This window comes from Mesorhizobium sp. WSM4847 (genome assembly GCF_055811335.1).
In genome coordinates this window covers 1-26,687 of record NZ_JBVVPY010000033.1, presented here as the reverse complement: position 1 = coordinate 26,687, position 26,687 = coordinate 1, and the positions used below count along the sequence as shown (strand labels likewise).

At 58.7% G+C, this 26,687-nt stretch carries 21 protein-coding genes, 2 tRNA genes and 1 pseudogene; 14 read left to right on the top strand and 10 right to left on the bottom strand.

Annotation, left to right across the window (positions count from 1 at the left end):
* The first annotated feature begins 14 nt into the window (after positions 1-14).
* The 4 genes from AC0L28_RS31310 (at position 15) to AC0L28_RS31295 (ending at position 6,231) form a co-directional block, all read left to right on the top strand.
* Positions 15-1,058: an effector-associated domain EAD1-containing protein gene (locus AC0L28_RS31310; RefSeq protein WP_473482231.1), complete on the top strand. Its 1,044-nt coding sequence runs from the start codon at positions 15-17 to the stop codon at positions 1,056-1,058.
* Positions 1,055-4,846: an AAA family ATPase gene (locus AC0L28_RS31305; RefSeq protein ID WP_473482229.1), complete on the top strand. Its 3,792-nt coding sequence runs from the start codon at positions 1,055-1,057 to the stop codon at positions 4,844-4,846. The genes AC0L28_RS31310 and AC0L28_RS31305 overlap by 4 nt, the downstream gene beginning before the upstream one ends.
* Before the next feature lie 106 nt (positions 4,847-4,952).
* Entirely contained in the window at positions 4,953-5,543 is a 591-nt protein-coding gene (locus AC0L28_RS31300; protein ID WP_473482227.1) for a D-Ala-D-Ala carboxypeptidase family metallohydrolase, read from the top strand.
* A 49-nt stretch (positions 5,544-5,592) separates the two neighbouring features.
* The gene (locus tag AC0L28_RS31295; RefSeq protein ID WP_473482225.1) at positions 5,593-6,231 is read left to right on the top strand and encodes a peptidoglycan recognition protein family protein; all 639 of its coding nucleotides are present in this window, start codon (positions 5,593-5,595) and stop codon (positions 6,229-6,231) included.
* A 139-nt stretch (positions 6,232-6,370) separates the two neighbouring features.
* On the opposite strand, the gene AC0L28_RS31290 is transcribed toward AC0L28_RS31295, so the two are convergent.
* On the bottom strand, positions 6,371-6,658 hold the full coding sequence (locus AC0L28_RS31290) for a hypothetical protein (protein WP_473482223.1): 288 nt from the start codon (positions 6,656-6,658) through the stop codon (positions 6,371-6,373).
* A 1,109-nt stretch (positions 6,659-7,767) separates the two neighbouring features.
* On the bottom strand, positions 7,768-7,947 hold the full coding sequence (locus AC0L28_RS31285; RefSeq protein WP_473482221.1) for a hypothetical protein: 180 nt from the start codon (positions 7,945-7,947) through the stop codon (positions 7,768-7,770).
* Positions 7,948-8,016: 69 nt separating this feature from the next.
* On the opposite strand from AC0L28_RS31285, the gene AC0L28_RS31280 reads away from it, so the two are divergent.
* The 3 genes from AC0L28_RS31280 (at position 8,017) to AC0L28_RS31270 (ending at position 9,734) form a co-directional block, all read left to right on the top strand.
* Positions 8,017-9,003 carry a HEPN domain-containing protein gene (locus tag AC0L28_RS31280; RefSeq protein WP_473482219.1) on the top strand — a complete coding sequence of 329 codons (987 nt, stop codon included), beginning with the start codon at positions 8,017-8,019 and terminating at the stop codon, positions 9,001-9,003.
* 151 nt (positions 9,004-9,154) lie between these two features.
* A complete protein-coding gene (locus AC0L28_RS31275) occupies positions 9,155-9,382 on the top strand; it encodes a hypothetical protein (protein WP_473482217.1) in 228 nt (75 codons plus the stop codon).
* Entirely contained in the window at positions 9,375-9,734 is a 360-nt protein-coding gene (locus AC0L28_RS31270; protein ID WP_473482215.1) for a hypothetical protein, read from the top strand. The genes AC0L28_RS31275 and AC0L28_RS31270 overlap by 8 nt, the downstream gene beginning before the upstream one ends.
* 320 nt (positions 9,735-10,054) lie before the next feature.
* Here AC0L28_RS31270 and AC0L28_RS31265 read toward each other — a convergent pair whose 3' ends face one another.
* The 5 genes from AC0L28_RS31265 to AC0L28_RS31245 form a co-directional block, all read right to left on the bottom strand.
* Positions 10,055-10,441, bottom strand: coding sequence for a DUF3768 domain-containing protein (locus AC0L28_RS31265; RefSeq protein ID WP_473482213.1), 387 nt, complete (start codon positions 10,439-10,441; stop codon positions 10,055-10,057).
* 942 nt (positions 10,442-11,383) lie between these two features.
* The gene (locus AC0L28_RS31260; protein WP_473482211.1) at positions 11,384-11,989 is read right to left on the bottom strand and encodes a hypothetical protein; all 606 of its coding nucleotides are present in this window, start codon (positions 11,987-11,989) and stop codon (positions 11,384-11,386) included.
* A gap of 118 nt (positions 11,990-12,107) precedes the next feature.
* Positions 12,108-12,656: a hypothetical protein gene (locus tag AC0L28_RS31255; protein ID WP_473482209.1), complete on the bottom strand. Its 549-nt coding sequence runs from the start codon at positions 12,654-12,656 to the stop codon at positions 12,108-12,110.
* A gap of 67 nt (positions 12,657-12,723) precedes the next feature.
* Positions 12,724-13,299 carry a tyrosine-type recombinase/integrase gene (locus AC0L28_RS31250; protein WP_473482207.1) on the bottom strand — a complete coding sequence of 192 codons (576 nt, stop codon included), beginning with the start codon at positions 13,297-13,299 and terminating at the stop codon, positions 12,724-12,726.
* An 839-nt stretch (positions 13,300-14,138) separates the two neighbouring features.
* Positions 14,139-14,987 (bottom strand): hypothetical protein, encoded by an 849-nt coding sequence (locus tag AC0L28_RS31245; protein WP_473482205.1) that lies wholly within the window; start codon positions 14,985-14,987, stop codon positions 14,139-14,141.
* Between the two features lie 302 nt (positions 14,988-15,289).
* Between AC0L28_RS31245 and AC0L28_RS31240 the strand changes: the two genes are divergently transcribed.
* The 5 genes from AC0L28_RS31240 to grrM all read left to right on the top strand — a co-directional run bounded on the left by AC0L28_RS31240 (position 15,290) and on the right by grrM (position 23,659).
* Positions 15,290-15,616 (top strand): recombinase family protein, encoded by a 327-nt coding sequence (locus AC0L28_RS31240; protein WP_473482203.1) that lies wholly within the window; start codon positions 15,290-15,292, stop codon positions 15,614-15,616.
* A gap of 1,326 nt (positions 15,617-16,942) precedes the next feature.
* The gene (locus AC0L28_RS31235; RefSeq protein ID WP_473482201.1) at positions 16,943-18,721 is read left to right on the top strand and encodes a hypothetical protein; all 1,779 of its coding nucleotides are present in this window, start codon (positions 16,943-16,945) and stop codon (positions 18,719-18,721) included.
* Entirely contained in the window at positions 18,721-22,206 is a 3,486-nt protein-coding gene (locus AC0L28_RS31230; RefSeq protein ID WP_473482199.1) for an nSTAND1 domain-containing NTPase, read from the top strand. The genes AC0L28_RS31235 and AC0L28_RS31230 overlap by 1 nt, the downstream gene beginning before the upstream one ends.
* Complete coding sequence (locus AC0L28_RS31225) at positions 22,203-22,481, top strand: hypothetical protein (protein ID WP_473482197.1); 279 nt, start codon at positions 22,203-22,205, stop codon at positions 22,479-22,481. The genes AC0L28_RS31230 and AC0L28_RS31225 overlap by 4 nt, the downstream gene beginning before the upstream one ends.
* A 38-nt stretch (positions 22,482-22,519) precedes the next feature.
* On the top strand, positions 22,520-23,659 hold the full coding sequence (grrM, locus tag AC0L28_RS31220) for a cyclophane-forming radical SAM/SPASM peptide maturase GrrM/OscB (RefSeq protein WP_473482195.1): 1,140 nt from the start codon (positions 22,520-22,522) through the stop codon (positions 23,657-23,659).
* 21 nt (positions 23,660-23,680) lie between these two features.
* Here grrM and AC0L28_RS31215 read toward each other — a convergent pair whose 3' ends face one another.
* The gene (locus tag AC0L28_RS31215) at positions 23,681-24,709 is read right to left on the bottom strand and encodes a trypsin-like peptidase domain-containing protein (protein ID WP_473482193.1); all 1,029 of its coding nucleotides are present in this window, start codon (positions 24,707-24,709) and stop codon (positions 23,681-23,683) included.
* Between the two features lie 588 nt (positions 24,710-25,297).
* Here AC0L28_RS31215 and AC0L28_RS31210 point away from each other — a divergent pair.
* A complete protein-coding gene (locus tag AC0L28_RS31210; RefSeq protein WP_473482261.1) occupies positions 25,298-25,570 on the top strand; it encodes a hypothetical protein in 273 nt (90 codons plus the stop codon).
* Positions 25,571-25,682: 112 nt separating this feature from the next.
* Here the strand turns inward: AC0L28_RS31210 and AC0L28_RS31205 are convergent.
* Positions 25,683-25,799: pseudogene (locus AC0L28_RS31205) on the bottom strand (type VI toxin-antitoxin system SocA family antitoxin); the annotation flags it as partial.
* A 281-nt stretch (positions 25,800-26,080) separates the two neighbouring features.
* Positions 26,081-26,156, bottom strand: a tRNA-Val gene (locus AC0L28_RS31200).
* A gap of 215 nt (positions 26,157-26,371) precedes the next feature.
* On the opposite strand from AC0L28_RS31200, the gene AC0L28_RS31195 reads away from it, so the two are divergent.
* Positions 26,372-26,448, top strand: a tRNA-Asp gene (locus AC0L28_RS31195).
* Positions 26,449-26,687: the final 239 nt, after the last annotated feature.

The window sequence follows — 26,687 nt, the reverse complement described above, 5'->3', positions numbered from 1 at the left end:
CGCGGATGCCGCCTATGAGCACATGGGGCCACACCGAATTGCAGACCCTGCGAGGCATTCTCGCCGGCCTCTATCCTTTGCCGGACGACGGGCGACGCGTTGTCGGAGATGCCGGGATCGAACTGGGCCTTATCGACTTCAGCGGCGCTCCGGTGCAAATGTGGTTGGGGATTCTTGCCTACACCAATTTGCGCGACCAGGTCGACGCCATCGTCAGTAAGGCGCTGGCGGAAAATCCCGGTCATGGGGCCCTGCTACTGGTTCGACAGCAAGCAGGCGTCACCCCGACCAGCCCCGACGCATTCAACGAAGTCCTGCTTCCGGGTCGCCGCCCGTTCATCAACCGCAGCAACTTGCGTGGCGAACTGCTCGACCTCATCAGCCCGGCCGGCGCTTCGGTCCTGCTGATCGACGGCGAGCGCCAGACAGGGAAATCGTACTCCTACTTTCTCATCAACCACGTCGCGCCGACCAAAGGGTATCAGGTCAACAAGTTCAGCCTTGCCGAGCATCTGCAGCCGGACCAGATCGCCGGCGATGTCCTCGAACGGCTCGGGGTACGGGTCGAGCTTCCCCGCATCGGCAAAGAGTCGGCGCAGCGCTGGGCGGAAAAGCTTGCCGCCGAGGTCTACCTGGCGATGAAGGACAGGCCGACACGGCACGTCTTCGTCTTCGACGATCCTCCAACAACCAAACTGCCGGACGGGACCGTGCTCGACGTCCCGCTGCCCGAGGGTACAACAAGCTTCCTCGTCCGGCTGACGACCTATGCCGATCAGGAGTTGCGGGGCGTGCTACGCATCGTCCTAACCCGCTTCAAGGCGCCGCTGCCGCCGGACATCGACGATGTCGCCGGGCGCGACACGACGGAGCCGCTGACGCCCGCGCACATGGTAGCGGCGATCGTGCAGGTGGCCACGGCGCGCGCGTGGTCGGTCTCGCAGGCGGCGGTCCAGAGCAAGGTCGACGAGTACCACAAGGTGCCCAACCGGACGCTCAAGGACAGCTTCAAGTTCATCCGCGGACTGCTTAAGAAACTCGAGGACGGCGCTCCGTGATCACGCTCTCCGAACAGTATCTGTGGGACGCGGCGGCGGCGCTGTCGGAGTCGTTTACCGGGGAGTCACTTGAGAAGCTGCTGCTTGCCACAAACACGTCCTTTCGCGAGATCGCAAGTCCCACGCTGCCGTATGCGGGCCAGGTCCGGCAGGTCGTCGACGTCCTGAACCGCGAAGGCCGGATCGCAGACTTCCTGCGGCTCGCCCGCGAGGCTAACCCCCACAGCCAGTCGTTGCGCACGCTGAGCGAGTCGGCCGGCCTGGTTCCGGCCACTGAGACCGAGAGCCTAGTCAAGACGATCCGGCCGGCCCTAGCGGCCCGTAGCTTGGACGAGTGGCGGCGTGGCCTTGAGGAGGTCCGCCGCCAAGTTTGCCTGATTGAGGCCTCAGGCACAAATACTGCGATGTGCACCGGCTTTCTTGTAGGCCCCGACCAAGTGATGACCCACAAGGCCATACTCGTCCCCAATACCAACGGCGCGCTCACCGCGAATTTCGACGTAACCCCGAACTCGCGACGCAGCTATCGCATTCTTCCCGAGGTAGTTTTCGAGTCGGCGATGGGGGCAATCGTCCTGCGCCTCGACGCCGCCGCGGGCCGCGACACGAGCACAAGCTCGGATGCGGTGAGCCAGTCGCGCAGCCGCGGCTGGATCTCCCTTGCCCATTCACCGTCGTCCGACCGAGCGATTGTCGTCCTGCAATACTCCGGGGCCGGCGAATTGCGGATCGGCGCCGACCCGGATGGGCTGATCGGTGAACACGACGGCAAAATCCGCTATCGGACATCGACGCTCGAAGCCGCGATGGGCGGCCCGTGCTTCGACGCGGCTTGGCAGATCATTGGGCTTCACCTCGGGGCCCACACCTCGGTAGGCGGAGCCCCGGAATACAATGAGGGCATCGCCGTTGCCGCCATCATGTCCGACCTGCAGGCCCAGCAGTGTGTCTGGGACCCCACCTCAGGCATCGTCCGCACATCAGGCGCGGCCGCAGCGAGCCAGGAGCGGGGTGACCTCGACGATCTCTTGGGAGAGTATAAGATCGACGCGGCGCCTTCGCCGGACGACGTCTGGAGCGAGGACCTCGAGGACGACCCCTCGGACCCGGTGCGCTGGGCCTTGGCCGAAGCCGCCGCGGTCACCGCAACGTACCGCCCGCAGGACCTCGTGATCGAGGGCGCACCGTCCACCGAGGCGCTCTCGCGCGTGCTCATGGAGAGCGCTCCGGTTCAAACAGCGGACGGCGCCGCGTGTTGGGCCCTGCCCGATCGGATACGCGGGCGGGCCCTCCAGCGGCTGGCGGAACGCGGCACGCTGCAGGCGGTACGCTCGCGCAATCCGGGCGACCCTGGCGATCAGGTCAACGCGGCTTTGGGCGCCCTAATCGCCGGCGCGGCGCCGACCCGTGCCGAGCGGCAGGATCCCACCTCTCTAAGGGCACTGCTGAGAGCCGCAGGGTGGCTGTCGCAGACCGGTCTTGCCTTGCCGTCGGCGCTCGAACTTCGCTCAGATCTCGAGCGGGCCCGGCTGATCGCACCGTTCAAACACCTGACCAGAGGTTTTTTTGCCGGGCGCGACAAGGAGCTGGCGATGCTCGCCGCCTATGTCGAAGCGCCCGACACGGATGCGAACGGCGCGGCACCGCCACCGATCATGCTCCACGCGCCGGGCGGCATGGGCAAATCGGCACTGCTCGCCTACTTTATCCTGGCCCATTCCGAGCGCGACGCGACGCGCCCCGACGCCTGGCGTCCGTTCGTCTATCTCGACTTCGACCGGCCCGAACTCGACGCCCGCGACCTGCGCGGGGTGCTGCTGGCGATCGTCCAGCAGATCGGCATCCAGGTTCCCGGCATCGAGAGCGCCGCGGCCCAACTGCTCGAATCCTGGACCGCGCGCCGCCGCGCCGATCGTCAGCAAGCGGCAAGCCCGCGCCGCAGGAGACAGATCAGCAAGACAGTCAATCTCGCGCCGCGCAGCGATTTCGATGACCTGCTGAAGCAGGTCGCCAACCTCCTGAACGAAGCCTACCACCAAAGCACCGGCCCAATCGTACTCATCCTCGACACCCTCGAGGAGGTCCAGTACGCAACCCCCGACGCAGTGCTGCCGCTCGCCAACTTGGTGGTGCGGCTGCGGGCGCTGGTGCCATCGCTGCGGCCATTGCTGGCCGGCCGGGTAGCGCTCGGACCGGAGGCGGAGCTCCTGGAAGTGCCGCTCGGACCGCTGCCGCAATTTGCCGCCGAAGCCCTGCTCACCAACCATCTGCCACCTGTCCTCGCGGCCAAGACTGACCTCGTTGCCCGGATGATTGAAGTGGTCGGCGGCAATCCCCTGTCGCTTCGGCTCGCTGCCGATATGCTGCGGCACGAGACCGATGCAAGTTCCGCCGACCTGGGGGAAACCGAGCTCTGGCAGCGGGTCGGAGACGCTATCGTCCAGGGCCAGCTTTACGAGCGCATCGCCGGCCACCTGCACGACGGGCCGGTAAAGCAGCTGGCGATCCCCGGACTGGCGCTGCGATACATCACACCCGAACTGATCGAGAAGGTTCTGGCCGATCCGTGCGAGCTCGAGGTCAAGGACGCCGACGCGGCCCGCGCGCTGTTCGACGAATTTGCGCGGGAGGTCGCGGTTGTCCGGCAGGGCGATTCGCCGGACATGCTCACACTTCGGCCGGACCTGAGGCGAACCGTCCTCGACGGCTTGAGGCAGGATACCGCCAGCGCAACCAAGCGGCAGCTAATCCATGAGGCGGCGGTTGCGTATTTCGCATCCCGCCCTGGCCCCGAGAACCGGGCGGAGGAAATCTACCACCGTCTCTGGCTCGACCAGGACCCGAAGGCGATCGATGCCCGCTGGCTAACCGGGATCGAGCTGCGTTTGCGGAGCGCCGTCGAGGAGCTCGGGGGGCGGGCCCGCGTCTACTTGGCCAACCGGGTTGGGGGTGCCGACGACGCGGCCGCAATGACCGCCTCGCAGGAGGAGTGGGAGCGCTACGCCGAAAACCGCACCGCCGATCTCCTGCAGCTCGGCTTGCCGGAGAAGGCCCTTGGCGTCCTCGCGCAGCGATCCGAGCGGCTGTCGGCCAGTCGCCTCCACATCTACGAAAGCAGCGCCCGCACTGTCCTGGGCCAACATGCGTTGGCCGAGGCGGCAGCGGTGCAGGCGGTCAGCGCGGCGCGCGTCAGCGCCGATCCCGAGGAAATCGCCACTGCTCTTGAGCAGCTCATCAAAGTCCGCCGGCTCCTCGGCGACACCGAGGGCGTGCTGCGGGCGCTCGCTGACCTCAGCGATCTCGGCACGCTCCTCGGCGACGACCTTATCCTCGTGGAGGCAGCCACCTTCGGGCTGGAGTCGATCGTTATGCCGAACTCCGACCAACCCAGTTTCAGCGATACAGCGGTTCGCGTCTTCAGCAGGCTGCCCGACGAACTGATCGTCCGCGCCCCCGAACTCGCGCGCCGGGTCGTGGCGCAGGTCGGCGGCGACTATCCTGAGGTCCTGCAGCGGGTGGTCCGGCTCGTGGGGATCGGACCGCTCGATCCGGCAGCCGCCGTCAGCCTCAACACCGTCCTGGCCGACTGGGCACGCCGGCTGCCTGAAATCCAGCCGACGGTTCCTGCAACAGGAGCGAGTATCGCCGAGGTCGGGAGTGCGACTCAGTCGCTCCTCTCGGATCGTACGCCGGATAACCTCACCGCCACGAAGCTGGCGACCTGGATGCGGTCGAACGTAACGCCTCGGGCGGTGGAGCTAGGATCCAGCTCATTCGTCGACTCCTAAGCAATAGCCAAACCCTCATGGCGCGAGGGCTTGTTGATGTCCTTGAACGATACTGTCGTCAGCATACTCCGCCGACCCGGCGGTCACACACGAGGAGAGAGCAGCCATGTCCGACCAAGATTCCCAAACGGAGCAAAGTGCTGAAGCGGCTGCCGATGAGGCCGAGAACGCCGCGTTCGACGCCGGCTTCGAGGCAATGCAAGAAGAGCAGGCCGAGGGCACCGAAACGCTCACGTCCTATGAGGACGAGTTCCGTACCTTCATCGCGGGCCTTGGCCTGAGGCATTTCGGCTTCCGCGAATTCCTTTTTCTGGGCGGCTCGCACTATGCGGCCGGCAGCGCCTGCCGCGGACTGAACGCGCTGCCGCCCAAGACGTTGTGGGACAACCTCGCGCCGACTGCCAATGTCCTGAACGAATTGCGCGCAAGGCTCGGGGCGCCGATCCGGCTGAACAGCATCTATCGTAACACCGACTACAACGGCTGCCTATCGGGTGCGGCCTCGGAAAGCCAGCACAAGCAGATGCGGGCAACGGACTTCACCGCCGCCGACGGGCGGACGCCAACGCACTGGCGCAGCGTGCTGCTGACGATGCGCGACACTGAGGGGCTCTTCAAAGGCGGCATCGGTATTTACAACACGTTTGTTCATGTCGATACCCGAGGCAGCAACGTCAACTGGGACAACCGAACTTAATCCGCACCCTGCGCTAGCAGGAAACGGGTTCGCAACGAAGGAGATGGCTATGATCGTTAAGGAATTCATCGACGTTGGAAATCGGAATCGCCCAGGAATAGCAATTTCGCCGAAATTCGTCACGATCCACAACACGTCGAACACGTCGAGAGGTGCAGACGCCAAGGCGCATTCCAGGTTCGTGCGCAACACCGGCTTCTACATGCTCGGCACGAAGAAGAACTGGGTCTCTTGGCATTTCACCGTGGACGACAACATTACCATCCAGCACCTGCCGATCTCCGAGAAGGGCTTCCATGCCGGTGTCGGCAACTCGAAGAGCATCGGCGTGGAAATCTGTATGAATAGTGGGATCGACCAGCTGAAAGCTTTAGACAATGCGGTCTTCTTGGTCGGCTCGCTGTTGCGGGACCTGGGTCTAGCGACGGCGACGGCCATGCGAACTCACAAATCCTGGACTGGTAAAGGTTGTCCCGTACTGCTTCTCGGAAATGCCGCCTGGACCGATTTCCTCGCAAAGGTTGAGGCCCAGCGCGCGGTACCGTCAGACGAAACGGTGGTCGATCGAGGTGAACTCGACGCGGCTGAGGAAGCCCCAGAAGCCGAAGAGGCACCGGAAGGGGAGGAATTCGACATCGATCACGACCTTCTTCTCGAATCTCCGGACTATCGGGGAGCCACGTCTTGACGGCACGGCTGCGCCCGGGTGCCGCGCCGTTGACGCAGGTCGCGCCCGCTGACGAATTGCAACTTCGTCCAGATGGGTGGCTTTGCCGGGAGTTAGGGCCTCTGTACACTTTCCTGCGTGGGACCGGGACGCTCCGGCATCAACTGCGCGGCACGTTCTCCGCAGCTTGCTTGATCGCTTCCATCGTCAGGTCGATCGAAAACTCCCACAAGAAGACCTGCAGCAGGTTTGTCGGTGTTCCCAGGAAGTCGCCGGCATAGATCACGAAACCGACGGCAAAGGCCAAACTGCCAGAAATGAGACTCTGCAACGCTTCACCCCTGGCAAGCCGTCTTTGGGTGCGCAGAATCTCCGTTCGGATGTTGACGCCGACCAGATCGGACGCCTGGCGCACGCGGGCGGCCGGTGTTGGGGTGCGGGCCGACACGCCATCGTCCTCGAGGTGATGAGCGGCGCCTCGAACCCATCGAATGGACGGCCGGTCCAGCCCTCTTCGGTCCTTCGGCCTGGACTGCCGAGGCGACCTGCCTAGTCTAGACTAGCCGCCTGTTCGTGCTCGCCCTTTTCGATCTTCGTCCTGATTGCGTTCTTGTCGCCGGGTACTTGGGCAAGGATCGCTGTCATCCAGACCTCGCGTAACCCCGTGATCTTCTCACGCAACCGTTCGAAAGCCCCCTCCGGTTCGCTCCGCGCAGGTCTGCATAATGCCGTTGCATCGCTCCAGCGCTAGGCTCAACTGGACAAGTGCGGTTGATCGAGAACGTTTCCGCTTTCCAGAGTGCTTAGCGTGACATTGCCGGTCACGGTGATCTCCCGGATAATCGTCGCCAGGGCCTCGCCTGCCGCTAGGCGAGCCTGCTCGACGCCGGACAGCAATATGTCGATTTCGGCGTGTTGCTGAACTGCAAGTAAGGGGGTAGGCGGTGGGCGCTTCAAAAGCGCTTCAGAAGTGTCTGAACTGCCCGAGTTCAGAGTTTCTCTACAACCCGGCGTGAAAACGGGACGCTTGCAACGCCTTTTTATCGGAGAACGTTGGATCCCAGTTCCCTTCCCTCTCCCAACCGCATTTAAGGAGGTCGGCTTACCAGACAGCGGCCGTGGCGGCGCCATCTCCTGATCAGGTTTTTGCACAGCCTGTCCCGCAACGCCCCTATAGAGACGGAAGGTGTAGGTGGTTTTCCGTGACGGACGGGGCAGTGTTCGAACGCGTGCGCCGAAATATTCGGCTGAACTTCGGCGGCATAACTATGTCTGCTTTGGAAGGCGGTCGACGCAGCTCGAACGGCGCCATTTGGGCCGTTAGCGGAACGGCAGGTACTTGGAGCGCCGTCGGCCAAAGCGGACAATGTTCTAGATGCCCTGCACGAGGTTTTGCAACGTTCAAGCTATCGCAGCGGCAAGCATTAGGTCTCGCTGTCTTCTCCAAAGCCAATTCCAGGTGATCATAGGTCAGTAGCATTACGGCGCGGCCTACGGGGACACGTCGAAAAGACGGCCTGCGGTGAAGTAGCCGCCGCCTCTCTTGCCTGCCAGCTTCTACGCGGCCTCTTGTCGAAGGTCTGCACGATAGCCGCCCCGGTTGGCATCAGCGAGTTCGTAGATGTCGGGGGTGTTGGCTTTGTCTTCGGCTTGAGGGCCGACGGCTTGGTTATTCAATTCCGAGGCTTTAGCTGCAGCAGCGGCGGTATTACTGGCACGCACATTGTTCTCTTTCATTGCGCCTGAGATTCTGAGATTAAAGTATTGAACTGCCAAGAAGAGTGAACAGACGGATTCTGCCTCTAAATGGATATACGGGCAATCCTAAACCGAAAGCTGGGTGAGCTGCCGGATGGCGCGCACACGACCGGCCTGCGCGCGGTGAAGTCTCACATCGACGCTGCAGTTCGTCACCTCGAGCGGGGGCAGCGCGAGCTAGACGAGACGCTGTTTACTGATGTCGTTTTTAGGTGCAATCAGGCATTCGAAGGCAGTATCAAGGAAGCATACAGGGTCCTTGCTGGGCGTAACCCGGAAGGAAAAACCATCCACGAAGTCGAGCAATTCTTGAGCCAAGGGAACCACCTCCGGCGAAAGGTGCTCGACCAGTTCACAAGGTACCGCCAAGAGTGGCGCAATCCCTCTACGCACGATTACACTCTTGATTTCGACGAGGACGAGGCACTCCTCGCAATTGTCTCGGTAACAGCGTTCGCTATCGTGCTATGCGACCAGATCGCCGGAGAGCTTGCTTTTGCCTCCGCAGCCGCCGCGCAGCCGGAGCAGACCTCGCCCGAAGAGCGTCAAGGGCCCCTTTTGGAGCTTGTGACGAACCGTGCTCTATCGTTTGTCCAGAGTCATGAGGAGCCACTGTTTGGCATGAGCAGCGACGACACCCGTTCGCGCATACAGCGAGCCTATGAATTCGAAGGCGAGCTTGGCGGATTTCTCGCGGCCGAATTGTCTGCTGGCGGCGAGATTGTCGTCGAAACCGGAAGTACGTTCGCCACCGGCACGGCGATGACGCGAACTGAAGCTGACATTGTTGTCACGAGAGGCACTGAGCGCATTGTCCTCGAACTCAAGCGCTCACAAAGCAGAACCGTTCGGAATGCTACCGATTCTGCCCTAGGTCACGTCTTGCGCTTGCTGCACATCCCAAATGTTACAGGCGCGGTCATCGTCATCTATAACGGAAGCGGGATCGAGTACTCAGCGAACTCAGCCGTAAGCCCCCTAGACGACCGGATTCGGATCATCGCTCCAAGGCGCGACCCGCCCACATCAGGCTAGCAAGCGTCCGCCGACGCTGCGGATTTCGCAACGTGCCTTCCCCACCCCGATTACCACGCTGTACAGCTTTGGTGTATGTCTCGGATCGCCCAGTCATTGCCACGCTGGAATCATGAGTCAGGTGCTATGCTGGCAAGCATCGGAGGGTCGCATGGACAAAGCCGGATACAAGCGGGAGCGCGCTCATGTTCTCGACAAGTATGGCAAGAAGGTCGAAACATGCCATGTCGCTGACGTGAAGGCTGCGTTGGGACTGACCCGGGGGACGGCACCTAACCGCATCGGCACCGCCTCCAAGGTTAAGCCGTGCCCACCCGAGTTGTGGCCCATAGTCGAGGAAGCCGTGCGGCACGTGCATTCGGACAAGCTGAATGGCTAACCGCAGGCTCACCGCCGATGAGCTTTTGAAGGCCAACGAAGTTCTGGCCGGTGTCCGCGCCAAGCTCAGGGAGCTTGCAGGCGACGACCGGGACCTGCTATTCGCCTACCGTCGGAAGGTGTTTAAGGAACTGATCTACGATGAACGCGGCAAACCGATGCAGCGTCGGGCCTTGAAGCAGAAGAAATGGGCGCAGCAGAACGGGCGATGCGCTCACTGCAACGAGGAAATGCCAATCGCCTACTCCGAATTGGACCGCTTTAACGCCGCAGATGGCTACACGGTGGAGAACACGGAACTGGTTCACGACCGATGCCACCGCGAACGGCAGGCAGCCGAGCGCTACAGGTGATCATTTGGTTGCTGCCCGGAGAGCGAGGAAGTCCTCATACGAGTTGATGTCGAACCGCCGAGGTTCTGCACCAGCTTGTAGGTTACGTCAAAAACAGCCTGCACCGTATGCAATCTTTTGTCCGCTTTCGGATGAGAAGAAATTTCGGATGAACGTCCGACGTTAGGCGCAAAGCTGACACTCCTTACGCGCGCAAACTGTCGGATTTGGGTTCCCTCACCCGTCGGTGATGATACTGCACCATTCGTCTTGTGTGGTTCGTCGAGCGACGTTTCGGTAAAGGCTGATCGTCTGAGCAGTGTCGTGGCAGCGAGGGCGAGTCACCACTCGTCGGCTCTCATAATCGTCATCACCCGAGAGGTGACGTTTCTGTCGGTCGGGTCGGGAGAATGGTAACGGCGGCTTAGGTCGTAGTAGTCGATCTTCCAGATGATCTTGATCCCGCTGACCGTCATGACCGCGCAATCGTGCTCGCCATAGGGATCGTTCTCGGGAGTGAAACCATCGAACGCGGTGATGGCCAAAATGATGACCCTGATCGCCGAGAGACCGAGGGCAGCTATCCCGGCGGTGATGACGATAGTCCCACCGAGGCGCCGGATTCTGAGGTCGTCGTTCAGTAGTCTCGTCTTGATGACGGTCTCGTCGAGCGCCCGGCTGATGTCATTGGCTCCCCCGAAGGGCATGTTTGGATTCTGGTTCGTCATGGTCTTTCCCCTTTTGTTCGACACGAGTGGTCCCTTCTGGCCGGCCCGATTGCCGGTCAGTTCCGCATTCAAATTCTTGTTTGGAGCGGTTAGCTCTCGTCGGACGCAGTCATTCAGCCGAGGGCTCTTCGGCCGGGAATGCTCTGGGACGTAAGAGCGCCTGACATTCTAGGTGTTTCCCCAACAGGATCAGGATACAGGAAATTATTCCTATTTTCAAGCCAGTAAGAGACCGAAACAGACGAAAATCGACACTCGCTAGATGAGGGATTAAGGGTCGACTATCCACCTATTCGGGGGATGGTGGCTTATCTCGCTCGCCGAGGTCCCTGGATGTTGTGGCGGGTGGAGGGCTTCGATTAGATGAATAATGTCGGGGTCGAACTCACCGACGGGTTCGTTCGTTCAGCCAAGGACGCCCTCATCGCAGCCGCCACAATTGACGCCATGATTACACAGACAAGCCAGATTGCGAATCTACGGCGGGTGTTTTCTCCGTCAGCAAGCGCGAATACACGAAACGTAGAAGAGTCTGCGAGAATTGCTAAACAGCTTAATGCGATAGCGCCGAAGAAGCCCCCTACAGAAACCGTCAAAAGTAGAATAACATCCATTTTCCCAAGCCCCTATGCAACCCGCTCCCACCGGCCCTGGTGCCGGGCGGTTGATCGCATGGACAGCGAGGCTGAGACATGCCCTGCCTATTCCCCGTCCACGCGAGCTTTTGCTCCCACAGACCTCGGGTGTTGCATTTGGCAGGCCACCGGACATGGTGGCCTCACTGTCACCGCGCCCAAGCGGTTTCGGACTTCTACCATATCCCCTGAGACGTTTAAGGCTAAGGCCGCATGAGATTTTCATAAAGCTTTGTTATCTCATCGTTTTCTGGTATGCTCGACATCATTTTAGCCAAGTGGTCCACGACGCTCCCGGTCATCTCTTCTAAATTTCGGAAGAATCTGTTTCTGAACCAAGTGGCGTTTGACCTTGCATCCCCCACCACCCCTGTTGACAGGCTTTCCAGATCACATAGTCGACTGTCGAGACACTGTCTCCGGACCGGTTGGACAACCTAAGGCACAATTCCTGGACGGACTCTCCAGACTTCGCGGCAACCCTTTCCAACCAGACGTCTGGTTTCGCAACGTCGAGACCCAGGTTCTTGGCCAGGTGATATTTCGTGATCCCACCGATGTGAGGAAGGGTCTCGCAAAGCACGATCACCGCGTCCGGTCCATTTTGCCACGCCGACCGAAAACCCTCGAAATATGCCGATCGGTTCGACATCACCTGGTTGATGGACTTTTTCTTTCCGGGATGGCCAAAGGTATCACCCACCTCCCCCGTTTCGATCAGAGAGAGCTTCATCCGGGTCCAAATGTCTTTGGCAACCGTCCATCTCATTCCACTGTTGAGGATGACGTATGAAACCCTCAACGCAAAATCGGTCGCATCGGTCGGCGGGGTTTTCGTCGCTACCTTCTCCATCATATCTGGATCGAGTTCGGTGACCATCATCCGGTAGTAGAAATATTCCTCCAGGGTCACCGAAAAAAATCCGTTCTACTAGAATTGTGTCCGTCTCTCGGTGATCTGGTCTCAGTGTAAAAGTGACATTTCACACTGAGGGAGTGGTCATCCCACTTTCTACTAGAATTCCCTTCCATCAGACCCCTCCCCTTCGAACGAAAATGATTTCTTCCGGATCGATTTGATAAGGGACTCTTGGATTGCGGAGTGAACACCGTGCTCGCTGCAACACCTTCATCGAGTCGGAGTCGAACAGTCGAATGGTCCTCTTTGTCATTCGATAGGCAACAGTCCAATGATCGTGACGACCGGAGAGACCGATGATCGCAACCTGAGTGTCATCCAGTCCCTTTTCCAACGTCGTCCACAAATCGTCGAACCGACGGATTTTCGAAGTCAATGTCGCAGCGATGATTGACGTCTCGAGTACCTCCCGGAGGTAGTTGCAGGCAGCCTCGACGAGGGCATGGACAGTCGGAATTTCGATACCCAGTCCGACAGTTTCATGGGCCGTCACCCGGTTTGTCGTCAGACTCTCTGACAGGACTTGGAAAAGGCCAATCGACCTCTGACGTCCCAACTCCGGGTAGAGAAATCGGACGGCGTTCATGACGCAATAGATCCCACAAAGGCTATCCAAATCTCCTTGATTGAAAGGCGCCGGGATCTTCTCGGCGACCGGCATCCTCAAAATCCGCGCGCGCGAAATCGGTCTACGGACATCGTCGTCTCGGTCAGACATCGTCGATATCTCAGATCATGGAAACAATACGGCGTTGGGCATCGGTGTCGCCGTCGATGTAAGTCTGTGTCATCGACAGCGATCGATGACCGGCGAGAAGCTGGACGTCGCGAAGGCAACCTCCCGCGCGGTGCGCGGATCGCGCTGCCCTTGTTATGAATGTCCGGCGTCCCGAATGGGACGAACACCCCTCGAAGTCTAGCTCTCGGTAGAGCTCGACAAACCAATTGACGATGCTGTTGGCGTTCATTGCCCCACCGCGGTTGGAACGGACCACGGGGCCATCGCCGCCCTCGTCTTCTCTCAACATAGACAATGCGCCTTTGAGACTGGGATGCAGAGGAATTCGTCGTCCGGACTGACGCTTCGCTATACGATCCTCGATCACGACCAGGTTCCCAATCCTCCCCTTTGGATCGAGGAGCATGGACCACTCCAACCCGGCAATTTCGCAGGCCCTCAAGCCAGCCTTGCAGGAGAGCAAAATGATCACTTGGTCTCGGACTGGGGTTGAGGATTTGCGCGAATGCGTGAGCATTTTGCGCAACATTGAATCGGTGACGACCTTGGCTTGACGACCAGACATGGGGTTGGATTCCCGGGATTGTTACAATCCCATTGTATAGGGATTTATTCCTATCGTCAACCATAATTGCGGGAATAATCCTGCCCGTTTTTTGAATGTTTGATTTAGATTAGGATTTCATCTCAAATTGATCGTCGGGTTTGACGAGTTCGACCTCGCTGACCCCGAGCGCCCCGCGCAATCGCGAAAAATTCCGACCGACAGGCTCCCGCATATCCGCACGGCTAGCGATCGCGGAAATACCGGCTTGAGTTTGTTTCCGGCTACTGGCACCACTGCGACTCACCTTAAGAAACGACGGCGCGCGGGAAAAAGCCACCTATATGGCCAATCACCCGTCGACCAGAAGACCTATTCTATGATCCCACGCAGCGGCGGAATGAGCATAGACGAGGTTGAGCGGATACTGATTTGAGGCCGGTTTGCGTCAGTCGGCCGGACCGGGACTGGCCAGCAAAAGGGCACCCCTTTTCGGAACGCGTGACGTTTGGGCGGAGCTGGTTCGGTTTACATACCCCAGCGAGCGCAGATTGACCGGGCAAGTTGGTGCGTTGATCAGGTTCATATTTCAGGTCATTCGCACGAACGCAAAACTCTCAGTTATCTGTGTCGGCAGCCGTTATTTCGTTGCGCATTGCAAGTTAACAAGGCGGCCGCGATGCAGCCAATGATAGCCAATGTATTGAAGTAGCAGTTGCTGGGAGATGGATCGATCCGCACAAAATACAATTGATGCATGTCCTGTGCGACTCCAAAGCCGCTTTTATAACTGTTCAAGAAGACTTGCGGTTGCCGAGACAGTTTAGTTGGTGGCGCGGCATTGAGGCGGCCGGCTCTGTTCATGCTTGACTGGGCTGCTCGCGGACCCCCTCGTGAAGGGAGGTTGATGGCTTCTTGCGACTTCCGATGTCATCGGTCAGCGTTGTCCGGAATCGGCTTGCCAGCGTCTGGATGAGAACATAGTCCTTCAACCGCTCGGCCTCGCTAGCAGCATTGGCAAGAGGTCCGAACTTCCAGTCCTCAAGGTCGGTCGACTTGACCGGCTTGTTAGCTTCGAGCTTCTCGAACGGTGGATAGTTCTTCTTCGCCAAAATTCCTCGGTAGCCATTCACCAGAGTCAGTGAGATGACCCTCGTGTGCTCGCCGACAGTCTGGACCGCGAGTTCCTCCGTCGCGGAGGCGGCCCGGCGAAGCGCTTCCATCAGGGTAAAGTAAGCGTCCCGCGAGTCCTCGGTCATCAACAGGCCACCATGGCCGAAATACCAGGATGAAAGCCGCCGGCCCATGCGCTCGCAGTCGCCCTTGGTGAGCTGCGGGCGCTCATCATCCGGCCGAACGCAGGGTGGTGCGGGGAAGAAGAGCGCGGTCGGTCTGAGCTCGGCGCAGGCGAGTGCATAGGCCTGGGCGCGATCTTCGACCAGCCCGGAGAAACGTTCGGCTTCCCTGTCTTGGAGCGCCCGCCGATTTTCCTCCGCGGATCTCTGCGCTTCCAGGCGCGCGTCCTCGCCTGATTTCAGGGCCGTCAGGCGCTTGCCGAAAAGATAGGACGCAAAGCCCCCGACTATCACGACCATCAGCTGGGCGGACAATCCTGCCCATCGCCACCTGTTCGCTGACTCGACCTCATCCTCAAGCTTCTGAATCTCGAGCTTCAACTTCTTGGACTCTAGGTCCAATTTGTCGCTCAAGGAGGCCGCCCCGCCCGTAGGTGGCAAAGCCTGCGCAAGGGCGTCGACCACGGACATAGCGATGGCGGGCAGGAGCCAGGTAACAATCAGGCGCCTGCTCAGGAATGGCCCGGAAAGCCCCGCGCACTTGCTTGACCATCCCCGTCGCGAGCATGTGCTTCCGCAGCTACACGCGACGGACACAAGCACCGTAGCTCGGCCGCCTCTCGCGCGGATGCCAGTCTCTGACATAAGAACAAGGATGCTCCAGACGGTAAGCGTTGGCAATAGCGCTGAGCCGTGACCGGAGCAAGTTGGAGGCAGTGGTCCTGCAGGAGTTCACAGAGGTCGAAACCGGAGAGGGGACGGATGCGCTCAACCGACGGCCGCAGCTCACAGCCGCCCTCGCCCTCGCCTGCCAAGCCAAATGCCCGGTCGTCGTGGCCAAGCTGGATCGCCTCTTCCGAGACGTGGCCTTCATCTCGGGTCTAATCGCTCAGCGTGTTCGGTTCATTGTCGCCGAACTTGGTGCCGATGCCGATCCGTTTATCTCTATGCCGCCTTGGCCAAGAAACAGCAACCTCCGAACGTACCAAAGCCGACCTCGCCTGCCGCAAGACCACCGGCATAAAACTCGGCAACCCGACTAACACTGCCGAGGTAGCAACAAAGGGCCGAAAGATATCGATCGACGATGCCGACCGGTTTGCCCAGTCCGTGCTGCCAATCGTGCAACTGCTGCGTCGACAACACTGCCGACCGTGGAGGAAAAGAAGGGCTTGTCACGGCGGGCCTGTCACCACCGACGCGGGCATGAGGAGGGGCAGCCATGGCAAACAGACACGGCGGCGAGCCCGCAACAGTCACGGACAGCGAGTGTTGGCTACCGCCAGACGACCGCGAACCGCGGGACGACTACAACCATAATCACCAACGACAGCAAAATGCCGTTAATGCCGTCAGCTGTTTTCCACGTGCCAACCTCCCCATTAGGAAACGAGCTACTCAGAGGGGCACTTGTGATCGAAGCAGAGGGTGTGCGTTTGACGCGCGCCGCGGTTTCGCGGATGGCGGTGATGGCTTGACGCGTCGAGACAGTGTCGCTGGGTTGATACTTCGCCAGCACGGCGAAGACCCCTTGATAGCCGGCCGTTCGGGCAGCGCTATGGCACAGGCTCCCAGAAGCTGGACTTACGGCAAAACCAGGAGGTTAATAGGATATGTACGAATTGGGACTAAACCGTCGCCCTAGAACTTGCGGGGTGTCACCGCTGCGGCAAGGGCAATCAAAGCAGAGCCGGTCAGCCGTAGCGCCGTTGTGTCTCGCCTATCGCCGCTCTCAATTCGTCGGCGGTTCGACCGATCCCTTCACGCTCCATCTCTGCGCGGCGCTGGCCGAGAATGAGCGGCGGCAGATTTCCGAGCGCACTCGGAGCGCCCTCGCGAGCTACAGGGCACAAAGCTGGGCAATCCAAGAAGCGCAGAGGAAGCAGCGGCAGCAGGGCGCAACGTTCAGACCAGAGCAGCCGATCGGCTTGCCGAAACATGATGCTAATCATCGCGTCATTGCAGCGATCAGGCATCACCAGTCTGAGGAGCATTAGGATGGCTTTTAGCGGCCGAGATATTCGGATAGCTCCGGGCGGCGGCGGCAAGTGTCAAATGTGCGTAACTTCTTGCCAGAGACGACCTCATTCGAGTCGAGGTGTCTTCATAAGCGGGAAGTCCCTGGCTTATGGACCGACGGCTTCATCGGGGTATGTGACATTCACAGTAGGTTCTTGCTACTTACGAACGGCGATCATATTTGCGCTCCTTTGGTGCGCACGCAAGCACAGCGGGTGGTTGTACTGCTAGGCGCCCTCGATCAAATGATTTGGCATACCATGCAACTTCGCTCAGTTTCAGGCGATTGATTTCTTGCTCAGCAATCACTAAGGTTCTCTTACCCAATTATTATCTGGGTAGGTGCCGCGATGAGCGAGCTATCGGACACGGAGATAGGCAGGCTGGCTAAAGTCATCGCTCCGGACGAGGGCGGAGGCTATGAACCATTCGACAGTGCATCTGTTTTTGATCAGTTTTTGCAAGTAAGCGGGCTGGATAGGCTTTCGATTGTTGATGACGCAGGCAGCTTCAACGAAGTAGTCAATCGCTATCTGAAGGAGCTACAAAGCAGAAACAAACTTGATGACCTTTTTCGACCGCTCGCCAAACGGCTACAACGCGGGGCGCCGGGTGCGTTGGCTGACGTGCAAGGTTTGATGGACCCGAGTCTAGCTGAATTGTCAACCAAGTTGAGGTGGTTGTGTCTCACCGGCCCCAACAGCGCGGACATATATAATGATTGCGACAGGTTCGGGCTTTTCGGTTACTTTAAGGATTTTCATCCTTTTAAGAGAGAAACATTCGAGGAGCCGAGCGAGAGAGCTCGCGAACAGATTTTTTCGAGCACTCACTATTTTCTAATTTTGACCGAACAGGACATCGCCGCATACCATGATGGGCGCGAGAGCATGTTGTCGACAGCTTTCGGGGCGTGGGCCCGATCTCAGCGGGAGCCGGTGCAGGATCGCAAGCGGCTGATTGTCGTCGTGACTAGTTCGCCGGCGAACGATTGGTGGGGGCAATGGAAGAACGCCGAAGGGCGCGCCAGCCGTGCAGGTGATCGCGCGGGTTGGATTTTCGAGCATGCTTTCACTCAGCCGCAGTACGACTGGGGTGAAGCGCACCGGGCGCTAGAAGCCTTTATGCGCGCAAGCCCTCGAACTGACGGCGGCAGCATCATCGTGCTCGGAGAGCCGGATGGCAACGCAGCAGCAAAGGACAAGATGCGCCTCTCCGTCGAGAACAAGCTCGTTGAGAATTTGCGCAAGCGAGCGCCGACCAGCATCGAGCATTGGAAGGACGGCTGGGCCCGCGAAAAGCCTTACGACAACGAAACCCAAGAGAAGTTTCTGCAGCGGCGCCCAATCCTCGTGCGGGTGACGCACGACCCGAACGTCACAGCGGGAACCTTACGCGGACAATTGGCGGTGCCTTTGGTTGCCCGCCTGGGTTATCATGCGTCTGAATTCTCCGTCGCTTGGAAAGCGCCGGTGTCGGGTCTCAAGAAGGTGTACTGGCGAACCGACGGGGATTGGCTCGACAAAGATGAGCTGGACGAGAAAAAAGATCTGGCCCTCATAGGTGACGTCGATTTTGTCAGCGCGAAACTGGCCGAAATGGCCGACCTGCCGAAAGCGAGCGGCGACCGGGCTGTCGCGGCCAGATTCGAGAACCTTCCGGATCCGACACGAAGAAAGCTCTCGCGGAAACTTCAGGAGATAAGAAAGGCGGCAGCCGGCGGTGTCGGTCGAAGTCAGGCAATCGCGGTCTGTAGAGAAGATATTGAGGAGAATATAAAAGCTTTCGACACAGAGTCCGTCAATATCATAGCGGCTCATGATCTGCGTACGAGAGCTCGCGATCCGCAGGCCACAATAAATCACTTCCTGGAGTGGGATACGCTAATAGAAAGCTGCGTTTCCAAATTTTTCGCACGGACAAGGCCAAAGATTCTTCTGATAGCTACCCTACTGAAGAATTTTGATCAATTCGACGAGGAATTGAGATTTTCAGCCTCGTCGCCGGTGCGGCGATGGAATCTGCTTAAACTTAAGAAGATCTCCGGAAAATACCAATTCAATCCTGTAAATGTGGAATATCTGAAGATCGAGTGTGCTCGTCTCTCGGCAAATCAAGGCGGGGGATAGTGTTGACATTAGAGCTTGATCTGAGCCGAACAGCAGAACTGCCGGCAGATATCTTTGTGCGCCGCTGGAAGGCCGGCTATAGGACATGCCAGCCCGAAGGAGCCGGCGTTCTCATTACCAATCCCTACCCCGGGCTCCGAAGTTTCCGTCCCGACCTGAACCTGTTCTTCTGTGCCCGCGACGAGCAAAAAGTGGCGCTAAAGAGTTTCTTCGCTGATCGCCAAGGCAAAGCTACAAGCGAGACACATCGGCTGACGGTCGTCGTCGGGGGATCTGGCAGCGGGAAGTCGTCACTTACACGCGGCGGCCTGATTGCCGAACTGGGCACTGTTCCCCTAAAGGATCAATGGGGTGCCTGGTATGTCGCCGAAATGCGACCGGCCACTGATCCGATCGCACAGTTGCACGAGGCGCTCTGGGGCATCCTGCAGCACATCCTCGAGTTCCAGTTCCCCGAATCCAAGGCAGGATCCAACGAGCCGCCGCCCATCCCGGACTCGGCAGAGAAAGTGGTGGGGGCGTTCCGCAAATTGGGTGTCCGCTGGCCCCCCGATGAACAATTCGAAATTGTGGCCGGCTCGGTGCGGAATTGGCTCAGGGCCCAGATATCGCCACGACCCGGCACGATCTCGACGCGTGGCCTGTTCCGTTTCGTCGACCATGCACTTTCTGCGATCGACGCCGCTGCCAGCGCCACCCAGCGCGGCGGACTTCCGATGTTGCTGCTGCATATCGATCAGTTCGAAGAGGTTTTTCGCGACGAATGCGATGCCGACGGCCGCAACGAATTGATTGGTCTGCTGCGCGACGTCCACAACTACCGCCCGAAGCGGCTGTTCGTCGTCGCGACGATGCGCAGCGAGGAGTTGCACCGATTTTCCGAGCATGCCGGTATGGCGACCGTCATCAACTCGTCGATGTATCTGGTGGATTTGGTCGGCGACGACGACATCGAGACGGCGATCGTCGAGCCGGCCCGACGGCTAGCCGCGTTTTGGGAGCTGCCGCTGGCGACGGGACCGCGAGAGCACACGGCGCCCTATTCGCTCGCGAGCGTTGCTGCACTAAAGCACGCATATCGAGAGGCCGGGCAATTGCTAAGACAGAAGGCAGACAAACTGCCGTTGCTGCAACATCTTCTGCCCCACGTCTGGGAGCGTGCCGTAGACGATTGGATAAAGCGGCGAAAAGACGATGCAGCGGCGCGTTTAGAGATCGATGAGCGGCACCTCAACGAGGTCCCCGGATGGACGTTGGCCCGTCCAGGTGAGACGCGGCTTGGACGGTGCCTCAACGAGGCAGCCGAGCGGATCTTCGGAGCGGCACACGAGGTCTTTGTCGCGGCCATTCCGCCGCTTGCCACTGGCGGCGTAGGCTCCATCCGCAAGGACGCCGGTGAGCGCGAAGCAGCTTCTTCGGCAGCTACGTCGTCGCCAGCCATGAATGCCTCGTCCGAGCTGGCCGCCGAAGCCGACGGCATCCTGATCGTAGCGCTGAACAGCCTTGCGCAAATGGATGATCGGCAGAACCCAGTCCGCCGCTTTCCGACCCTAGCGGAGATGCTGAGTAATTCGGCTGGTGCCGCGCGCCTGCAAAAGTCTGGCATCCCTCGCACTGAACTGACGGCGAGTCTTGTCCGCGAGCTGGAACTTTTCGAGCACGCCGGGTTGATCGAAATCGTCGAGCAGGACAGGTCGAAGCCGGACCTGTACAACGTTGCCCATGAATCGCTCATCCGGAACTGGCGGGAGTATGGTCGCCGCCTGAAGCAAAAGCGAACGCTAGAAAGGCGGCTTTACGAGTTTACGCGGACGGAATTTGTCATACGCGACTCCGAATCTTACTCGAGCATTAGCAGATTTCTAGGCAGGGAGTGGGCAGACGCCAACACCTTGATTCGGAAACAGTCTCGAGACGTTCTGGATCTCATATTTGACGACAACTCGCTCTATAACTGGGACTGGGCGAGAGACGCGGTCGCTGCAGCCGAGAATCCCAAGCACAAAACCGAACCGGAACAGATCGACACCCGCCTGGTCCAGCTCAAGTCGGCTTGGGAAAAAGGAAAGAAGTGGGAGCAAGGCGGCGAGAAGTTCTTCAATAGGCTAGAGAAAGGTATTCTTTTCGGCGTTGTGGCCCTTTTTGGGCTGACGGCGGGAACTGCATTCCTCGCTTGGAACTATTTTGGACTTGCCTCGCAACTGAAGCTTGCACAGGCGGTCAATGAGGTCACGACCAAAGTGGCCGAGGGCCGCAACGCCATGGACGACAAGGTCCTTGCGTGGCTGATTGATAGGATTGGTCAAACCTATCGCAGCAGCGGTTCGAAAGACACGCTGCTGCTTCGCAAGACAATTGACAATATCGACAGCGGAGCGCGCCGACTGTTAGGAACAGAATCGAGCGTCAGCTTTCAAGATGAGGAACCAAGCCGAAATTCACTTAAACTGCCGGTCACTTGTACGCAACTAGGCAGCAACCTTGGGAAACAAGGGGAGACGGGGGTAGCGGGGGCCATAGGCTTACCTGAGGCTGGATTTAGCTGTGTATCGGAGGAAGGATGGAGCCTATTCTTTGTCTCATCAGACTCCAAACCTGGGATTAATATCAGATACCGCAATGATTCGATTCGCTATATTAAATCAGCGGAAAATCAAATTAATTTTAAATCGTTCGAGAGCGAAGGAAACGACCTAAAGAGTAGTTTGGAGAAACTTGAGCTATCCGAGATACAACTCGCAAAAGATAACGGCAGACTGCTGTTCTATATTCCCGGCAAAACATTTGGTGTAAAGAAAAAATTTGTCGTGATCTGGACGGTTACAGGTTTGGTGAACCCAGACATTGTCCATCGCAAAGATGTAGACAAAGATGCAGACATAGTCAATCGCACAGATGACGTTTACGTCCAAAATGCGCCACCGTTGCCATATCCCCTCGACTGTTCAGAGGGAAAATATTTTGAGATCAAGGTACGGCAAGCCATTGGGGGCACAACAGACCAGCAATGCCAGCTCATAAAGATTGGCTTCGAAGAAGATGACAAAGTGATGATCATACATCGTCAAAAGAATGAAGCAGGAAGCTGTGATGGTGATAATGTTGAATGTGTAAATACGATCGAAATTAAGTATTCGGATGGCAAGGTAGACCCCATTGAGGAGGAAGATCCCGCGTTCCGTGCGCGCATAACCGATAGGGGTCCCAAGATCGTCGAGGCCGCCTTCCAGGACGACTGGTTGTGGCTGAAGGATGTAACCGGGAGCGAACGACGCTATATCGTGGGCACCAAGGCTCTTACAGGTATCCTCGAAGCGCGCTGGCGCGAGGCGGAACTGCTTGCCGGTCGGATCCAGTACGACGTGCCGTATGCATGTAAGCAGATCGCCGAATGTCGCGACGACGCCGAGGCGGCGAAACAGCGGTGGATCGGCAAAGCCGGGGTCGTACAAAGCTTGGCCAACGAACAGGGCATGAAACCGTGAAAGAGGCAGGTAAACTCCTTTCCCTCGGACTTGGCACTCTTGCGGCTACTGTGGCGTTGAATTCCAGCGCAGCGGGTCGGAGCGAACCGGTCGAGGGAAAGGCAATCCACCGTCTGCATGACATTCGGGCGAGTTACCTCACTGCGATCGGGAAGCCGTTGTCGGATGGCGCTGGCGAAGCGCAAGTCGCGCAATGGAACAATTTTCCTAACTTCCCGAATTTCCCGAATTTCAACAATTTCAACAACTGGTTCAACGGATGGCAGAACTACTAGACGCGGCATCGCTGAGGGGTGTGACCCGGTTGCTGATTATGCAGCCGACGCCGTTTTGCAACATCGATTGCCAGTACTGCTACCTTCCGCGTCGCAATGACCGAACGGTGATGTCGATCGAGACGGTGAGCGCGGCTGCCGACTTCGTATTTCGCGAAAACCTCTGTGCTGCGGACTTTACAATCGTATGGCACGCGGGTGAGCCATTAGTCGTGAAACCCGGCTGGTACCGCGAAGCCGTCGCCGCGGTACAGGCGGTCGCACCGGACGGTGTCGCCGTGCCGCATGCAATTCAAACCAATGGCATGCTGATCGACGATCGGTGGTGCGATCTGTTCCTGGAGACAGGAATGCGAGTCGGCGTCAGCCTTGACGGTCCGGCCCGGCTGCATGATCCACGCCGCAAGACGCGGTCGGGGCTGGGCACGCACCTCCAGGTCATGCGCGGCATCGATCACCTGCGCCGTCGAAATGTCCCCTTTCACATCATCTGCGTAGTCGGCCATGAAACGCTATGTGCAGCCGACGAACTCATGGACTTTTTTGAACGCGAGGACATCCGCAGGATCGGCTTCAACGTCGAGGAGATCGAAGGTCCGGTTCTCCACTCGAGCCTGGAAGCGGAAGGCTCCGTGGAATCGTACCGACGGTTTCTGTCCCGCGTTCTGGACCGCGCCCGCTCGGCCAGGCCGCCAATCTCGGTGCGAGAGCGCGACGAGGTCCGTGCCTGTCTAGAGAGTCCCGCTTTTGGCAGGATCAACCACAATGCACAGAATGCGCCGCTCGGCATCGTGACAGTGTCCGTCAGTGGTGCGCTATTCACCTTCTCGCCGGAGCTGGCCGGCCTTAGGGACGAGCGCTTCGACGATTTTCGCGTCGGGGTCTTGCCGCAGGCAACCATTGCCTCCGTCCTGGCATCCGCCGGCTTCAAGGCAATGTGGGGGGAGATTGAGAGAGGGGTGAACATGTGCAGATTGAGCTGTCCATATTTCGACCTCTGCCTGGGCGGCGCACCCGGCAACAAGCTCGCCGAGAACAAATCTTTCGCCAGTACCGAAACGATGTTCTGTAAGCATGCGCACCAGGCAGCGGCCGATGCAGTGCTGTTGGACATCGAGGAGTTTCTGTCGCGCTCTGACCAACCCGACGCGGCCACGCTCGCCGTCGCCCACACCTGAGGCCGACTCGGTTCGGTGAGCCTACTGCCAGAATTTCTCGACCTTGCCGCGCAGCGAATCGACAATGAGCGTGATGGGAATGCCTTCGTTGGAACCAGACTTGGTGACCGACCCCTGATGACCTGCACAGTGCAGCGCCGCGAGTTCCAGCTTTTGTGTATAAACTCCCGACCCTGATGATCCGGGCAACGTGTCCGCATCGTAGCGCAGGCGAGTGGCGTTCTCGAAGTACCCCAGCGACTTCCCGATTGCGAGCGCCTGTGGATCGCCTCCCGGATGCTGGACGATGAGAACCGGAAGATCGGGCTTTACTTCGATGGCGGACAGTACGGTCACCGGCTGCCTATCGTCGACCGCCTTGGCAAGCCTGATCAGAGCGTAGTCGAGGAGCGGCCACGATCCGCTGCCACCGGTGCCCTTGGCGTGTGCGCTCATGGCGGCAATCCGCTCTTTTCCGGCCACGACGGAGATACTCGACCCGTTGCTCAATCCTTTCGTGTCGCGAGCAAAGTCGAACCGACAGGCCAACTGAGAGTTGTGTACGCCTGCGACGACATGGTGGTTCGTCAGAACGAGCCGAGGGGCGACCAGAAAACCGGTGCCGAGGGGTTCTGCGCTCAGCGGCTTGCCGTCGTCGATTTCGATGCGGCAGGTCGCCTCGCTCACCCGCGCAAGCGACTGCGCCCAAAGCCGCAGGTCGGTAAAGCCTCCACCTTGCACAATCGCCTCAAGCTCGGGCAAAGCCAGGCGCTCGGGGGGGGTCGCACCGTTGAGGCGAACCGCATTTGGCAGGTTCCTGACGAGAGGATTTTTCGGCTTGACCGTCTGAATTGCGCCGACGAGATTGTCAACTTCCCCGTCGCCACGCGCATTGAGGATAAATGCGACGAGTTGGGTTTCGTACCGATCTTGGCCAACCTCGTTTACAAGCGTATTTTTGCCGAGTTTCGTAATCAGGAAATTGTCGAACTGACCGCGGTTCGGGAATGCGTGCATGATTACCTTGCACAGCACTTCGATTTGAAATCCAGAGATTTGATTCCAATCCATTTATTCCCTCCGGCCGCTCAAGCGGAAGCTGGATAAATCAGTTTCAGGCAACAATCTCTCGCAGATAAAAGATCGCACTTGACCCTAACACCTGTTCGCAACAATAACGATTAGAAATTATCGGCACCGACCACGTGACTTGGATGACTTAAGAGCACAATGATCTGCTGACAAACAAGCGCCAACAGAGTAGGTCGAGGCACGCCGTACTGTCTGTTCCCGGACCTCAGATCCTTCAATGTGCATCTCGGTGTCTGACCTCTGCAGCTTCGACTCCTGCGAGAGGCATGAGCATTATGTCGAAGCAAGCAGAGCGATCGATGTGCACGGCGAGCAGAGCTACGCGATGGACAATGCACAATCCCGGAAATCGTGAGGCCGAAACGAGAAGCTGGATACATATATAGCCGCGACGCCAGCGGGTGCTTGGCGATACGGCTTCCCCACCAAACGCTACACCGCTACCAATCGACCTCACCAATACGCGCTATACACGCGCGACGCTCGAAAATGTGCGCAGGCTCTGTCGCTGGATCGAAAGAACTGGCATTCCCAAAGACATGGCCAAACGGTCCGCCGAAGCCAGCAGTGGATGGCCGAGATCCAAGCGGTCACAACCGCAACGCGGCCAATTGGGATACGAAGGGCGGTCGCTGTGGCCACAGCAACGTTCCGGAAAATACCAAGTGGGACCCCGGCTATACAAAAACAGAAGTCGACTTCCTGATGCTCGACAGCACCGAGGCTTTGGAAAGAACCGAATTCAACGCAATTATCCTCGAAGATCCGGGTCTGAAGAACGACCGTTCGCGCATACCGGACCACGCAGAAGCCGCCCTCTACCGGCTCGCTCAAGTATGATGCGCCCGACTTCACCTGCATGGCGATCAATTTGCCGGTCGCATACCCATCGACGCACACCTCGATTTGAGCGTCGATGCCGACATCACACTTTGACAGTTCCCGGAAGGGCCCAGCCGCCGACAAGCATCTTGATCTCGTTTAAGAAGATGCCGTGAGCAAAAAAGACAAGTTTACGAAGAGCAAGGTTCGTCACGCTGATCTCAACTCGGGCCGCCTCACCGGGCATGAGGTTCGCGACGTTTCTCGGGTCGTACGGCTCGCTTCATAATCCCACTGGGACTTCCCCGGATCGGCTCTTCGTCAAGCCCAAGCGATCAGGGCGCCACAAACGGGCCTTGCCATTTGCAATTCTCCAATGTGTTCCTGCGACGTTGCCTCCTCATACGATCCTAGGCCATGGCAGGTACAGTGGTTCTCGGCTGTTGCTAGTTTGTAGCTAACTGGTAAGGGCCCAACCGAATCCGGCCAATCTAAAGTCCGAAGCTTTAACACTTTCAACCAGTTAAATGGTGGGCGATGACGGGCTCGAACCGCCGACATCTTCGGTGTAAACGAAGCGCTCTACCAACTGAGCTAATCGCCCGCTCCGGGGCGGACCTTTAAGCAGTTAGGATGGGGTTCGCAAGGCCAAATGAGCGCGCAACGCCCTCGCCGCTGGTCGTTTTCGGCGGCAAAATCCGGCTTGTCAAAAAACCTTCTCCTGTTTGCTGTTATGCTGTCGCGCTCCGCTTGACACCCGCTGGCTTACGCCTTATCCACCGCCCCAACGACGAACACGGCTGACCGTGCTCGTCTTGCGCGGGTGTAGCTCAGTTGGTTAGAGTGCCGGCCTGTCACGCCGGAGGTCGCGGGTTCGAGCCCCGTCACTCGCGCCATTTTCAATCACTTAGCTGATTGGAAATGTAAAAAACTCTGAATGCCGGACCGGCAATTCAGATATTCGGGTCGACCTTGGCGCCCGATAAATTTCAGCGCTTGGCCTGATTTTCAGAAACCTGTTCGATCTGGGTCATCACCGCTTGCGGATCGACGTTCTGAGCTAAGGTCAGGACCTATTAATCCGGTTGAATTGATGGTGAGCGGCTGATTCATTGTTGGCGGAGGTGCCACGATG